Here is a 14100-nt window from a genome sequence, read left to right as displayed (position 1 = left end):
GGTCCGCGCTGCGCCAGATTTCGGAGAAACCCATGCTTGATCCCAAACATCCGCCGCAGACTCTTGACGACATCCGTGCCCTGATGGCCGATTTGCCCGGCCCGGATGAGGAGGCCCGCACCCTTGTTGCCGAACGCGAACCGCATCTGACCAAACCGGCAGGGTCGCTTGGCCGTCTGGAAGAAATCAGCCTGTGGCTTGCCGGATGGCAGGGCCGCCCCAAACCGATTGTCTCGCGCGCGCGCGTTACGGTTTTTGCCGGCAGTCACGGTGTTTGCGCCCAGGGCGTTTCGGCCTTTCCGGTGACGGTCAATCAACAGATGGTAGAAAATTTCATCAATGGCGGGGCGGCGATCAACCAGATTTGCAAGGCGGTCGATGCCGAATTGCGGGTGATGGAAGTCGCCCTTGAAATCCCGACAAATGATTTTTCCCGCGAAGCCGCGATGCAGGACAATGATTGCGCCGAAGCCATGGCCTTTGGCATGAGTGCGATTGAACCCGGCCTTGATCTGTTTGTGCCCGGTGAAATGGGCATTGGCAACACCACATCGGCCGCCGCCATCGCCCATGCCTTGTTCGGCGAAACCGCCGCCGTCTGGACCGGGCGCGGCACCGGGATTGATGATGAAACCCTGACCCGCAAAACCCGTGTCGTCGGCGATGCCATCATCTTGCATCGCAATCAGATGCGCGATCCGTTTGATGTTCTGCGCTATGTCGGCGGGCGCGAAATTGCCGCGATGGCCGGGGCCATTCTTGCCGCCCGGTTTTTGCGCGTTCCGGTGTTGCTGGACGGGTATGTGTCCTGTGCCGCCGCCGCCATTCTGGCCGTGGCCCGCCCCGGTGCCCTTGATCATTGCATGATTGCGCATATTTCAGCCGAACCGGGGCATCGCAAACTGATCGACAAACTGGGCAAGACCGCATTGCTGGATTTTGGCATGCGGCTGGGCGAAGGATCGGGCGGCGCCCTTGCCATTCCGCTGTTGCGCGCGGCGGCCGAATGCCATACCGGCATGGCCACCTTTGACAAGGCCGGAGTCAGCCAAAACTGACAGGCCACGTCAGGACCCTGACCGGTGGCCTTATTTTTTGGTCCGGGCGGTTTCGCTTAGCAATTGTTCGACATAGCGGCCCTGAAACATTGTGATATTGACCGAATGGCCGAATTTGATGGCGCGTTCATCATCACAGCGGCACATGATCACCCGGGTTTCGCCCGATTCCGCGACCGAACGGCGGATATCGGCCAGGGCCTCTTCGGGCAGGGATTCCATTTCCGGGGCCCACATCATCTTGATCATATCAATGCCCAGCTTGGTCCGGTCGATATAGGGCAGAGACAGGTGGCTGATACCATCAATACAGATGCGATATCCGCGATCCCGGCAAAAATCGCGGGCAAAGAAAAAGGCCCCCAGATCGGCAAAAATGTCGATCTTTTGCAATTCCAGCACGATGGTGCCGCGCTGCCCGGCCTTGACATTGCTGTCAAAGGTCAGGAAATCGGGCGACAGCACGGTCGAAACATTCAGATTGATGCTGACCGATCCCGACACGCTGGTATCGTTGGTGCGCGATAACAGCGCCAACATCCGCCGGTCCAGAATTTCGGTCAGATGCTGAAACAGCCAGCGATTGGACAGGACATCGACATCGGGCAACAATGTGTGTTGCAAATCGCGGATCGAGATAAACAATTCATGGAAGACCGGGGTTGGCTGGGCATCGCCGACCACGGCACAGATCGCCTGACGGCGCATCATGTTCGACAAATCCGCCCGGCGCAGGCTTTCATCAATGCGACCCAGAATTTTCGGCGTCAGGGGAATACCCTGTTCTTCCTGGGCGGGATCGTCATTGTGACGGGCGGCGGCCTGACTGGAAAGACGGGTGCGCACCGCATTGGTCCGCACCATCGTCTGTGTGAGATGCAGGAAATCCTTGTATTGCTGTTCAAGGTCGAAATAGTCGGTAAAGCCCAGCGTCGTTTCGCCGTCTTCGGATTTGATGCCGCCACTGATCAGCGGATCATCGTTAAACAGGAATTTCAGGCGGAAAATGGCCGAATTGACTTCGTCGATCAGGGCGGCATCAAAAATAAAGATAATATCCTGATTGGACAGGGTAAACAGCCGCCCGGTGACGACCGGCACCAGTTCCTCGAACGCCGCAACCGCCGTGCGCACATGATGATCCCGCCGGTTAAATGCCTCCAGCTTGGAGATATTCACATGGATGGCCCCCACCCCCTGGGTGCGACGTTCCAGCCGCCGGACATAGTCCACCAGAAAGGCTTCGGGGGATGGCAGTGTGCTTTCAGACATTGATCCGGTCAATTCTCCTGCGGGTCAGACCCGGTGCCTGCCCCTATCCATCAAGATAAGCAAATCCTGTTAACAGCTTATGTATCCAACACCAGGATATTGTCGAATAAATTTTATGAATTTCAACCTTGTGTCCCGGAAAAACCCTTTTGGCGCTTTGGCCGCCCGGGGTTTGATAAGGCATGGCGTTATCCCAAAGGAGGTGCTAGTTTCACCCGCCACAATCCTGATACCCTGACAAAAAATCGCCTGAAACAAAAGAGCCTCCTTATGGATATCAATGCCTTTTTTGACGACGAGTTTGACGACCATTTCGCCCTGATCAACAGCACGCGCGACGCCACCCGCGACTCTTTTATCCGGTTGGTCGATATCTGCGCCGATGCGTTGAATGCGGGTAACAAACTGTTGTTTTTTGGCAATGGCGGATCGGCTGCCGATGCGCAACATCTCGCCACCGAATTTGCAGTGCGCTATGTGCATGATCGCCGCGCCCTTGCCGCCATCGCCCTGACCACCGATTGTTCGGCCCTGACCGCAATTGGCAATGATTTCGGGTTTGATCATTTGTTTGCCCGCCAAATCGAGGCCCTGGGCAAACCCGGCGATGTCGCGATTGGCATTTCCACATCAGGCAACAGCAAGAACGTCAATCTTGCCCTGCAAAAGGCCCGCGAAACGGGCCTGATTGCGACCGGCTGGTCTGGCCGCACCGGCGGCGAGATGACGCAATTATGCGATCCGTTGATCATTGTGCCGTCCAACACCACCGCCCGCATTCAGGAAATGCATATCCTGTTGGGGCATATGCTGGTCGGGGCGCTGGAACACAAGCTGGGCCTGACCACCAATTCCCCTTATTGAAGACGAGCCTGACAATCATGACCGATCTGAGCCACCTTGCGCAACTGGTTGAAGATTTGCCCAATGCCCGGATTCTGTGCCTTGGCGATGTCATGCTGGACCGGTTTGTTTATGGCAGTGTCACGCGCATCTCGCCCGAGGCGCCGATCCCCGTGATCCGGGTGGAACGCGAAAACGCCATGCTGGGCGGGGCGGGCAATGTGGTGCGCAATGCCACCGCCCTTGGCGCATCGGTGTGGTTTCTGTCGCTGGTGGGGGATGATGCGCCGGGCCGCGAGGTGATGGAATTTGTCGCCCGCGACAAACGGGTTGAACCCTATATCCAGATCGAACGCAACCGCCCGACCACGATCAAAACCCGCTTTATCGCCAGCGGCCAGCAATTATTACGGTCTGATAACGAAACCACAACGGCCCCCGGTACGGATGCCATCGCCCGTCTTGGTGATCTGGCCGCCCAACTGATCCCCGAAGTCGCCGCTGTTATCCTGTCGGATTATGGCAAGGGCGTTTTGGCCCCGGCCGTGGTCAGCGCGACGATTGCCGCGGCGCGCAAGGCCAAGATTCCGGTGATTGTCGATCCCAAGGGAACGGATTACAGCATCTATCGCGGGGCGACCATCGTCACCCCGAACCGGGCCGAGGCCGAAGCCGCCACCGGCATTGCGGTGCGCAGCGATGACGATGCGATTTCTGCTGCGCGCAAGATCATCACTGATTGCGGCATTGAAAATGTTCTTTTGACCCGCAGTCAGGATGGCATGACGCTGGTGCCGCAAAACGGCGATGCCATCCATCTGCCAACCGAAGCGCGTGAGGTTTATGACGTGTCGGGTGCGGGCGATACGGTGGTCGCCTGTCTGGCCGCTGCCATTGCGGCGGGGATTGGCCTTGCCGATGCGGCGCGCATTGCCAATGTTGCCGCCGGCATTGTGGTTGGCAAAATCGGCACGGCGATTGTTTATCCCGATGAACTGGTGTCGATCCTGCATCATCATGACCTGATGATTGGCGAGGCCAAACTGATGCCGGTGGACCGTATGGTGGACCGGGTGGAGCGCTGGCGGCGCAAGGGATACAAGGTCGGCTTTACCAATGGCTGTTTTGATTTGCTGCATCCGGGCCATCTCAGCCTGTTGCAACAGGCACGGTCCAATTGTGACCGGCTGGTGGTCGGGCTGAATTCCGATGCCTCGGTCAAACGGCTGAAAGGTGAAAGCCGCCCGGTGCAATCCGAAGCCGCACGGGCCGCCGTTCTGGGATCGCTTGAAACCGTCAGCGGTGTGGTGATTTTCGGGGACGATACGCCGCTTAAGGTGATCGAGGCCTTGAAACCCGACATTCTGGTCAAGGGCGCGGATTACACCATCGACAAGGTGGTGGGGGCCGATATTGTGCAGGCCTATGGCGGCAAGGTGGTTCTGGCGCAACTGGCCGACGGGTTTTCAACCACATCGACCATTGCCCGGATGCATAAAAAACCTTAAGCCCAAATCATCAGCACAATCCCCAACGCCACCGCCCATGCGCCATTGAGCACACAGGCGACCCTGTAAATCCGCAAGCAGCGGAAAATGTCGCTGTGGGTTGCCGCCGAACGGCCATCGCCGATATAGGGGTCATTGACCAACTCGTCCCCATAATAACGCGGCCCGGCCAGTGAAAGGCCAAGGGCACCGGCCATTGCGGCTTCCTGCCATCCGGCATTGGGGGATTTGTGTTTGCCGGCATCGCGCCACATAATGCGCCAGGCCCCCTTGCCCGCCGCCGCCCCGCCCCGCAGTGTGGCCGCCAGACAAATCAGCAATCCGGCCAGACGGGCCGGAATCAGATTGGCAACATCATCCAGGCGGGCGGCACAGCGCCCGAAATACAGATAACGGGCATTGCGATGGCCGATCATGGAATCCATCGTGTTGATCGCCTTGTAAAGGCAGATCCCGACCGGGCCGAGCACCACATACCAGAACAGGGGGGCGACCACCCCGTCCGAGAAATTTTCCGAACAGCTTTCAATCGCCGCCCGTGCCACACCAGCCTGATCAAGCGAACGCGGATCGCGCCCGACAATCATCGATACCGCCCGCCTGCCACCGGCTATGCCGCCATCGCGCAGGCCAGTCGCCACGGCCATCACATGATCATAAAGCCCGCGTTGCGCGACCAGAACCGCGACCAGCAGGATTTCAAGCAACACCCCGATGGCCCCCAGATGCGACATGATTTTAACCGCCAGCCCGGCCATTCCCGCCGCCAGCAGCACCAGCACAACCAGAATCACGCCGCGCCAGAACCGTTCGCGGTTTGATTTTTCCGGTTTGTTCAGACGTTTTTCCAGCGCCGCAATCAGATTGCCGATCATCACCACCGGATGTGGCACCAACCTGAACAGCACCGGAAAGTCGCCAAACAGCGCATCAAGCAACAGGGCCGCCACAATGATGGTGGCAAGCGTCGCGCCAAAGGCCGGTTCAGAGAGCATAAAAAGGGTCAGACTGTTTTCCATTGCCGCAAGATGCGGCGCGTTACCGGCAAGGTCAACAGCGATTGCAGCGCCCAAACAGCGGCAACACCCCGAAATCAAAGCCGGTTTTGCAAATCCGTCATAATTTATGCCCAAGCTTCATAAGGGTTCGCTTGCATTCCGGGGACCAATCGGGGAAAACGGGGATGGCATCGGGGGCACAGGCGGATCGGGTTTGCCTGTTTGCACCATCAAAGAGAGAGAAAAAGGAGCAGCCTTTTATGTCTTACAAAGGCGCGGTGATGATTTGCGGTCACGGTTCGCGCGATGAACGCGCGGTTTCACAGTTCAACGCCATGGTTGAAAAGATGAAACAGACCCATCTGGCCGGATACGATGTCGAAAGCGGTTTTCTGGAATTTGCCCATCCGATCCTGCGCGACGGTTTTGAAAAGCTGAAAGCACGCGGCCACAAAAAAATTCATGCCCTGCCGGGGATGTTGTTTGCCGCCGGTCACGTCAAAAACGACCTGCCGAGCGAGGTCAATAATTTCGCCCATGCCAACCCGGATATCGAGGTCAAATATGGCCGCGATCTGGCGATTGATCCGAAATTGCTCAAGGCATCGGCAGACCGCATCGAGGAAGCCCTTGCCGGTGCCGATGACAGCATCAGCCGCAAGGAAACCCTGCTGATGGTGGTCGGGCGCGGCACCAATGACCCGGATGCCAATGCCAATGTATATAAAGTGGCGCGGATGCTTCAGGAAGGCATGGGTTTTGCGCGGGTTGAAATCAGCTATTCCGGAGTGGCCCATCCGCGCGTCAATGCCGGTCTGCGCGAGGCGATGAAGCTGGGATACAAGCGGGTTGTTGTTTTCCCCTATTTCCTGTTTGTCGGCATTCTGATTGACCGCATTTACGATCATGCCGACGAAGTTGCAGGCGAATTTCCCGATGTCGAGTTTATCAAGGCCAGCTATCTTTCCGATCATCCGCTGGTTCTGGAAAGTTTTGCCGAACGTCTGGCCGAAATCGACAGCGGCGATAACAATATGAACTGTCAGCTTTGCAAATATCGTGAACAGATCATCGGCTATGAAGACGATGTTGCCACCCCGCAAGTCGGCCATCATCATCATGTGATGGGGATTGGCACCGATGGCGGGCATGGGCATTCTCATGGGCATGGTCACGGGCATTCCCATGATCACCACGATCACAGCCATGACCATCATGATCATGACCATCCCCCGGCGCACAAGGCGACCGGTTCCTGATTGGCGGGGACATGGTGTCACATCACACAGATATTGCAAAAACCGCCCCGATCACGGTGATTGGCATTGGCGAGGACGGGTATGACGGGTTATCGCCCGTCGCCCGTGCGGCCCTTGCCAGGGCATCGGTGATTTTTGGCGGCAAACGGCATCTGGCCTTGCTGCCCGGTGACATTGGCGGCGACAAACGCGCCTGGATCAGCCCGTTTGAGGATAATCTGGCGCTGATTGCCGCCATGCGGGATCGGGGGCCGGTGGTTCTGGCATCTGGCGACCCGATGTTTTTCGGGGTTGGCAACACGCTGATTGATCATTTCGGTTCCGGTTCGATATCGGTGATCCCGCATCCGTCCAGCATCAGCCTGTTGTGTGCCCGGTTGGGCCGGGCATTGGCCGATTGTGATGTCATCACCCTGCATGGACGGCCTTTGGCGGGGCTTGCCGCCCGGTTGCGCCCGCGGGGCCAGATCATTGCCCTGTCGCAGGATGGCGAGACGGTGCGCCATGTTGCCGCCCTGCTGAAGGATCGCGGATATGGTGACAGCCCGATCACGGTTTGCGAAAGACTGGGCGGGGCGGCGGAAAAAATCACAAGCCATACCGCCACCCAATGGGGGGGCGACAAAAGCGCGATTGATCCGCTCAATATCCTGATGATTGATCTGGTTGCCGGGCCAAAGGCACAAATTTGGGGCCAGACCGGCGGCCTGCCCGATGATGCTTTTATCCATGACGGCATGATCACCAAAAGCCATGTCCGTGCCATCAGCCTTGCCTCGCTTTCGCCGTGGAAAGGCGCAGTTTTGTGGGATTTGGGGGCGGGATGCGGATCGGTGGCGATTGAATGGATGCGGGCCGGGGGTGATGCCTTTGCCATTGAACGCGATGCAAGCCGGTGTGCGATGATGCGACAAAATGCCGATCATTTGGGGGTGCCGGGATTACATATTCTGCAAGGCGACATTGCCGACAAGCTGCCCGATCTGCCGACCCCCGATGCCATTTTTGTCGGCGGCGGCATTACCACGCCCGATCTGATGCGGGCCTGTTGGGACCGTCTGCCGCCGCACGGGCGGCTGGTGGCCAATGCGGTGACATTGCAGGGCGACCGGGAATTATTATCATTTCAAAACGAATTTGGCGGCACGCTATCGCGCCTGCAAGTTTCGCACATTGTCCCGCGCGGCGGGTTTGACGGCTGGCACAGTCTGGCCCCTGTGACGCATTATCTTGGACTCAAATCATGACCGGAACAGCATATGGGCTGGGCATTGGCCCCGGCGAGCCTGATCTGATCACGCTCAAGGCCTATAAAATCCTGCAAGATGTGGCTGTTATCGCCTATCCGGCACTGGAAGACGGTATCAGTCTGGCCCGCAGCATTGTTGACCCGCATGTTCCGGCCGGGCGCATTGAAATTGCCATTCGCATTCCGATGGGCCCGCCCGCCGATGCCATTTATGACCGGGCCGCCCTTGAAATCGGCGCCCATTTACAGGCCGGGCGCGATGTTGCCGTGCTGTGCGAGGGCGACCCGTTTTTCTATGGCAGCTTCATGTATCTGTTTGGCCGTCTGGCCGAGGCCGGGCATATCGTCAAAACCGTACCGGGTGTCAGTTCGATGATGGCCTGTGCCGCCCAGCTGGGCGCGCCTTTGGCGGCCAAAAACGATGTGTTGCAGGTCATCCCGGCGCCGCTTTCAGCCGAACGCCTGACCGCGCAATTGCAAGACACCGACGCCGCCGCCATCATCAAGCTGGGCCGTCATTTTGCCAAGGTGCGCAAAGTGATTGAGGCACTGGGCCTGACAGACCGGGCGCGGTATATCGAACGGGCCACCCTTGATACCCAGAAAATGATCCCGCTGGGCGATTTGCCGCCCGATGCCGTCGCCCCCTATTTTTCGATGATCCTGATCCACCGGCGCGGAGATGCCTGGCGATGAGCCCTGTTTTTGAGTCCCGATCTGTCATCCTTCCGACCGGCCCGATTGCGCCGATTGCCGTGGTTTGCCTGACGCAGCGCGCCCTGCCAACCGCCCGGCGCATTGCATCGGCACTGGAAGGGGCGACCCTGCACGGATTGCGCACCCGCGTTTCGACCAAGGATGTCGATATTGCCTTTGACGATACCATTTCACATCTGCAACACATATTTGCCGCTGATCATGTGGTGATTGGCGTCTGCGCCAGCGGCATTCTGATCCGCGCCCTTGCCCCGCTTCTGACCGGGAAATGGCAGGATGCGGCGGTGATTGCCGTGGATGAAGCCGGGCATCATTTCATTCCGCTTTTGGGTGGGCATCATGGCGGCAACCGCCTGGCACGCGATCTGGCCGACCGGCTGGGCGGGCAGGCGGCAATCACCACGCCGGGCGATGCCGCCCTTGGCCTTGCCCTTGACGAACCGCCTGCGGGCTGGAAAATCCATGATCCGGCGATGGTCAAACCGGCCACCGCCGCCCTTCTGGCCGGTCAAACCGCCAAAATCACGATCAATGCCGGTAACGCCGCCTGGCTGACCAACAGCACCATCGCCCAAAGCGATAACGGCACTGTGCATCTGACCGTCACCGCGCAAGAGATATCGGGCGAGAACGACGACCCGGCGCAAACGCCGCAAGTGATTTTTCATCCGCCGGTTCTGGCCCTTGGCATTGGGTGCGAACGCGGCTGCGATGCGCAGGAAGTCATCACACTGGCCCGCCAGACATTGACGGCAAATCACCTGAGCCCCAAGGCGGTTGGATGTGTGGTGTCGATTGACCTGAAAGCCGACGAAGAAGCCGTCCATGCGCTGGCCGCCGATCTGGGCGTTCCGGCCCGGTTTTTTGATGCCGCAACGCTGGAAGCCGAAGCCCCGCGTCTGGCCACCCCGTCCGATGTGGTTTTTGCCGAAACCGGCTGTCACGGTGTGGCCGAAGGGGCCGCCCTTGCCGCGGTTGGTACCGACGGAACCCTGATTGTTACGAAACAGAAATCAAAACGGGCAACCTGTGCCATTGGCCTGTCCTCCCCCCGCGACCTGATCCCCACCGATACTGGATCGGCGCAAGGTCGCCTGTCGGTGGTTGGCATCGGCCCCGGACAGCCCGGCTGGCGCAGCCCCGAGGCCACCGCCCTGATTGCACGCGCCACCGATATTGTCGGATATCAGATGTATATCGATCTTCTGGGCGGTCTGGCGGACGGCAAACGCCTGCATCATTCCGATCTGGGGGCCGAAGAAGCCCGCGCCCGCCATGCACTGGAACTGGCGGCACAGGGGCGTGATGTTGCCCTGATCGGGTCGGGTGATGCCGGGATTTATGCACTGGCAACCCTGGTGTTTGAATTGCTGGACCGGGAAAACCGCCCGGAATGGAACCGGGTGGCGATTGCCGTTTCGCCGGGTATTTCGGCCCTGCAAGCCGCCGCATCGCGGATTGGTGCGCCATTGGGTCATGATTTTTGTGCGATTTCGCTGTCGGATCTTTTGACGCCGCGGGACGATATCCTGCGCCGTCTTCGGGCCGCCGCCGAGGGGGATTTTGTCATCGCCTTTTATAATCCGGTGTCAAAGCGCCGCCGGGATTTGCTGGCGACTGCCCGTGACATGTTGCTGGCCCATCGCCCGGCCGATACACCGGTGGTTCTGGGTCGGCAACTGGGCCGCCCGGACGAGGAGATCAAGGTCGTTCCGCTTGCGAAACTTGAGGTCGATATGGTCGATATGCTGACCGTCGTTCTGGTCGGGTCCAGCAATAGCCGCCATATCACCCGGGGCACCCGCGACTGGGTTTATACCCCGCGCGGTTATGAAAAAAAGGGGCCGGATGCCGCATCCGCCCCGGTGCATTCTTCTTTATCTGACAAGGGCCAATCCGCATGACAGTTCATTTTATCGGGGCCGGTCCCGGTGCGCCCGACCTGATCACGGTACGCGCCCTGAAACTGATCCAGTCCTGCCCGGTCTGTCTGTATGCCGGGTCGCTGGTGCCCGAACAGATCGTGGCCGAGGCCCCGGCAAGTGCCCGCGTGATCGATACCGCATCGATGCATCTTGATGAAATCATCGATGAAATCAAAACCGCCCATGATCAGGGGCAGGATGTGGCCCGTGTACATTCCGGCGATCCGTCGATTTATGGCGCGATTGCCGAACAAATCCGCCGTCTGGAAGTCCTTGATATCCCCTATGACATCACGCCGGGCGTTTCGGCCTATGCGGCGGCGGCCGCCGCCCTTGGCACCGAACTGACCCTGCCCGATATTTCGCAAACCGTGATCATCACCCGCACCACCATGCGGTCATCGGCCATGCCCGATGGCGAAAGCCTGTCGGAACTGGGTAAATCAAAGGCGACACTGGCGATCCATCTGTCGATCAACAATCTGGCCAATGTTGTGCGCGACCTGACGCCGCATTACGGGGCGGATTGCCCGGTGATTATCGGTTATCGCGTCAGCTGGCCCGACCAGAAGTTTATACATGGCACCCTTGCCACCATTCGCGGGCTGGTCAAGGGCAGTGGCATCACCCGCACCGCCCTGATTATGGTCGGGCATGTCCTGAATAATGGTGATTTCACCGATTCCCGGCTTTATGCCGAGGATCACCACCATGTTTTGCGCCCCAAAAAGGCCGATAATTCCTTATAAACAGGCTGCCTTGCACAGTCTTTTCGCAGGTGCGGTATAAATTTTAGGCATCTTTCATCCCCGCCAAAAAAATATTCATCCCTTCACTGATCGCACTTGACCCCAACGCGGACAGCGGCCTTTAATCTATACATAAGGCAAGGGGAGAGCACATGTTCAACGAGATGATGATGAACGATCAGGTGCGCGAACCCTATCGCGCACTGGTTGACTGGATGGATGCAACCGGCGCAGAGACGCTTACCCAGAAACGTCTGGAAGCCGAAACGCTTTTCCGCAAAATTGGCATTACCTTTGCCGTCTATGGCGAGGGTGGCGACCCGGAACGGCTGATCCCGTTCGATTTGATCCCGCGCATTTTTACCGCCGCCGAATGGCGCAAGCTGGAACGCGGCGTCAAACAACGCGCACGGGTTCTGAATGCCTTTCTGTATGATGTTTATCATAACGCCGAAATCATCAAGGCCGGGATTATTCCTGCCGATCTGGTTTATTGCAATGCCGCCTTTGAACCCGCGATGATTGGCATTGATCCGCCACGCAAGGTTTACAGCCATATTGTCGGCGTCGATATCGTCCGTGTCGGGGCCGATGATTTTTACGTGCTCGAAGACAATTGCCGCACCCCGTCGGGCGTGTCCTATATGCTGGAAAACCGTGAAATCATGATGCGGATGTTTCCGGAACTGTTTTCCAAATTGCGGATTGAACCGGTTGACAGTTACCCCGACATGTTGCTGAGAACGCTCAAAAGCATCGCGCCGGTCAAATGCAACAGCGATCCCAATATTGTCGTCCTGACGCCCGGCGCAATGAACAGCGCCTATTACGAACATTCCTTTCTGGCCGACCAGATGGGCGTTGAACTGGTCGAAGGGCCCGATTTGTTTGTCGCGGGCGGGCTGGTTTATATGCGCACCACACGCGGTCCGGAACGGGTCGATGTGATTTACCGCCGTCTGGATGATTCCTATATCGATCCTTTGTGTTTCCGTCCGGATTCGGTTCTGGGCGTACCGGGTTTGATGAATGTGTACCGGTCCGGCGGCGTGGCGATCTGTTCGGCACCCGGTGCCGGGGTGGCCGACGACAAGGCGATTTATACCTATGTTCCGGACATGATCCGATTTTATCTGGGGCAGGAACCGATCCTCAATAATGTGCCGACATGGAAATGCGGTCGCCCCGATGATCTGAAATATGTTCTGAACAATCTGGGTGATCTGGTGGTCAAGGAAGTTCACGGATCAGGCGGTTATGGCATGCTGGTTGGTCCGGCTTCCACCGCCGAAGAACGAGCCGCCTATGCCGAACGGATCAAGGCCGATCCCGGCGATTTCATTGCCCAGCCGACATTGGCCCTGTCGGCCTGCCCGACCTTTGTCGAAAGCGGCATTGCCCCGCGCCATGTCGATTTCCGACCATTTTGTCTGGTTGGGGATGATATCCGCCTGACGGCGGGCGGATTGACACGGGTCGCCTTGCGCGAAGGGTCGCTTGTGGTCAATTCGTCGCAGGGTGGCGGCGTCAAGGACACCTGGATCATGGCGGAATAGGAAAGGACAGATCACATGCTCAGTCGTACTGCTTCAAATCTGTTCTGGCTTTCGCGCTATGTCGAACGTGCAGAGAACATGGCCCGCCTGATGGAAATGGGTTATCGCATGGCCCTGATGCCCGCCGTTGGCGATGGCAATCGCGCTGAATGGCGATCTGTGCTGTCGGCGGCGGGCTGTGCCGACGGGTTTGCCGTCGAACATGGTGAGCCGACCCAGGCGGCGATTTCCGATTATCTGATTTTTGATCGCGATAATCCGTCATCGATCCTGAATTGTTTTGAATATGCGCGGGCCAATGCACGGGCCATGCGCACCGCCATTACCGCCGATATGTGGGAAGCCATCAACGGCGCCCTGATGGAATTGCGCCGGGCGGGCATGCGCAATCTGGCGAAAAACGACCTGCCGGAATTTATCGACTGGGTCAAACGGCAAGGCGCGCTGTTTCGCGGCACTACGGATTCAAGCCTTCTGCGCAATGACGGCTATGATTTTATCCGGCTGGGCACGTTTATTGAACGGGCCGACAATACAGCGCGTTTGCTGGATGTGAAATATTATGTGCTGTTGCCTGAAACCAGCATCGTCGGCGACGGGGTGGATAATTATCAATGGACCACTGTCTTGCGTGCTGCATCCTCGCTGCGGGCTTTTCACTGGGTCTATAAGGATGATTATTCGCCGTGGCGGATTGCGCATTTCCTGATCCTCAATCCCTTCAGTCCGCGATCATTGTTTCATTGCAGCGAGAGGATCACCAACCACCTGGAACGTCTGGCCCGGCAATATGGCGGACGTCATCCGGTCCACAGTGCGGCGGTTGATACCTATTCCCTGCTGAGCCAGGGCGATATGGACGAGATTTTCAATACCGGGCTGCACGAATTCCTTAGCGATTTCCTGATCCGCAATCAGGCTTTATCGAGCAGCATCGCGGAAACCTATTATTTCGGGGGGCAATAA

General features: G+C 58.2%; 12 protein-coding genes. 10 read left to right on the top strand and 2 right to left on the bottom strand.

The features are described from left to right. Positions 1-32 precede the first annotated feature (32 nt). Positions 33-1058 carry a nicotinate-nucleotide--dimethylbenzimidazole phosphoribosyltransferase gene (gene cobT, locus Q8O73_RS14855; RefSeq protein ID WP_305558947.1) on the top strand — a complete coding sequence of 342 codons (1026 nt, stop codon included), beginning with the start codon at positions 33-35 and terminating at the stop codon, positions 1056-1058. A 30-nt stretch (positions 1059-1088) separates the two neighbouring features. Here cobT and Q8O73_RS14850 read toward each other — a convergent pair whose 3' ends face one another. Beyond that, positions 1089-2330 carry a hypothetical protein gene (locus Q8O73_RS14850; protein ID WP_305558946.1) on the bottom strand — a complete coding sequence of 414 codons (1242 nt, stop codon included), beginning with the start codon at positions 2328-2330 and terminating at the stop codon, positions 1089-1091. A 270-nt stretch (positions 2331-2600) separates the two neighbouring features. Between Q8O73_RS14850 and Q8O73_RS14845 the strand changes: the two genes are divergently transcribed. After that, positions 2601-3194: a D-sedoheptulose 7-phosphate isomerase gene (locus Q8O73_RS14845; RefSeq protein WP_305558945.1), complete on the top strand. Its 594-nt coding sequence runs from the start codon at positions 2601-2603 to the stop codon at positions 3192-3194. 17 nt (positions 3195-3211) lie between these two features. Beyond that, on the top strand, positions 3212-4681 hold the full coding sequence (gene rfaE1, locus Q8O73_RS14840) for a D-glycero-beta-D-manno-heptose-7-phosphate kinase (RefSeq protein ID WP_305558944.1): 1470 nt from the start codon (positions 3212-3214) through the stop codon (positions 4679-4681). Here the strand turns inward: rfaE1 and cbiB are convergent. Next, the gene (gene cbiB, locus Q8O73_RS14835) at positions 4678-5754 is read right to left on the bottom strand and encodes an adenosylcobinamide-phosphate synthase CbiB (protein ID WP_305558943.1); all 1077 of its coding nucleotides are present in this window, start codon (positions 5752-5754) and stop codon (positions 4678-4680) included. The genes rfaE1 and cbiB overlap by 4 nt on opposite strands. Positions 5755-5939: 185 nt before the next feature. Between cbiB and Q8O73_RS14830 the strand changes: the two genes are divergently transcribed. The 7 genes from Q8O73_RS14830 to Q8O73_RS14800 all read left to right on the top strand — a co-directional run bounded on the left by Q8O73_RS14830 (position 5940) and on the right by Q8O73_RS14800 (position 14100). Beyond that, the gene (locus Q8O73_RS14830) at positions 5940-6938 is read left to right on the top strand and encodes a sirohydrochlorin chelatase (RefSeq protein WP_305558942.1); all 999 of its coding nucleotides are present in this window, start codon (positions 5940-5942) and stop codon (positions 6936-6938) included. A gap of 14 nt (positions 6939-6952) precedes the next feature. Next, positions 6953-8185, top strand: coding sequence for a precorrin-6y C5,15-methyltransferase (decarboxylating) subunit CbiE (cbiE, locus tag Q8O73_RS14825; protein WP_305558941.1), 1233 nt, complete (start codon positions 6953-6955; stop codon positions 8183-8185). After that, a complete protein-coding gene (cobI, locus tag Q8O73_RS14820) occupies positions 8182-8883 on the top strand; it encodes a precorrin-2 C(20)-methyltransferase (protein ID WP_305558940.1) in 702 nt (233 codons plus the stop codon). The genes cbiE and cobI overlap by 4 nt, the downstream gene beginning before the upstream one ends. Beyond that, on the top strand, positions 8880-10808 hold the full coding sequence (gene cobJ, locus Q8O73_RS14815) for a precorrin-3B C(17)-methyltransferase (RefSeq protein ID WP_305558939.1): 1929 nt from the start codon (positions 8880-8882) through the stop codon (positions 10806-10808). Before cobI ends, cobJ begins: the two co-directional genes overlap by 4 nt. Continuing rightward, on the top strand, positions 10805-11578 hold the full coding sequence (cobM, locus tag Q8O73_RS14810; protein WP_305558938.1) for a precorrin-4 C(11)-methyltransferase: 774 nt from the start codon (positions 10805-10807) through the stop codon (positions 11576-11578). The genes cobJ and cobM overlap by 4 nt, the downstream gene beginning before the upstream one ends. A gap of 152 nt (positions 11579-11730) precedes the next feature. Next, on the top strand, positions 11731-13134 hold the full coding sequence (locus tag Q8O73_RS14805; protein WP_305558937.1) for a circularly permuted type 2 ATP-grasp protein: 1404 nt from the start codon (positions 11731-11733) through the stop codon (positions 13132-13134). A gap of 15 nt (positions 13135-13149) precedes the next feature. Then, the gene (locus tag Q8O73_RS14800) at positions 13150-14100 is read left to right on the top strand and encodes an alpha-E domain-containing protein (protein WP_305558936.1); all 951 of its coding nucleotides are present in this window, start codon (positions 13150-13152) and stop codon (positions 14098-14100) included.

Origin of the sequence: Thalassospira sp. (assembly GCF_030690045.1) — a bacterium.
Classification (GTDB): domain Bacteria; phylum Pseudomonadota; class Alphaproteobacteria; order Rhodospirillales; family Thalassospiraceae; genus Thalassospira.
This window is presented reverse-complemented; position numbering and strand designations above follow the sequence as displayed.